This window comes from Xanthomonas cissicola, assembly GCF_008801575.1.
Lineage (GTDB): Bacteria > Pseudomonadota > Gammaproteobacteria > Xanthomonadales > Xanthomonadaceae > Xanthomonas > Xanthomonas cissicola.
On record NZ_VZPL01000227.1, the window covers coordinates 1 to 693 of the forward strand.

Consider the following 693-nt stretch of genomic DNA (forward strand, 5'->3'; position numbering starts at 1 on the left):
CGGCCTGCGCTATCTGCTCAAGGAAGAGTTGAAACTAAATCAGCCCCAGGCGTCCGATGGCTGGCTGACGCACGATGCGCTCTGGCTCGTCAGCAAGACCGTCTCGGACAAGTTGCGTGCCCACCTGTTATCGCAAGGCATAGACGGCATCCCAGCGAGCAACTCGGCTGTGTTCAACGTTCTTCAAGAGCACAGCATGCTCCAGCCCGCACCGGACGGCAAAGCGATCTGGCGTGCAACGGTGACCAGCTCGAGCGGCTGGTCACATGCCTTTACGTTACTGCGGCTCTCGCCCGCCCTGATCTGGGAGGTTGGTGAGCGGCCGGCCGCCTACGCGGGGACGGTGCTTGTTGACGCAGGCCAAGGTGCCGAGGCAACCGGCGAGAGTGCGCCGGACTTGCTTGACTCTTCCATGCAGGACACCGCCCTTGATCGAGCCAATCCGCCGTTGGAATCGAAGCCTTCTTTGAGCACACAACCCGTAGCGAAAAACTCGCCGGATATGATGGATGAACTGCTGGCAATGATTGGGGCACCAGATCAACCGAAGGCCGATGACCAAGAAAACTCATCGTTTCAGCCAACGCCTGGAGCTCCCGGAAAGCTACACCAGGTGAGCGAGTCCGTCCCAGCGAAAAAAAATCCAATGTCGACCAGTACCCCACCATCCAGGGACGAGTCGAATGGCACCTC

Annotated in this window: 1 protein-coding gene; it reads left to right on the forward strand. The window is 59.5% G+C overall.

Annotated elements, in window-relative coordinates; translation table 11 throughout:
* A partial coding sequence (locus tag F7R02_RS25735) for a TraI domain-containing protein (protein WP_208789154.1) occupies positions 1-693 on the forward strand: 693 nt, incomplete at both ends.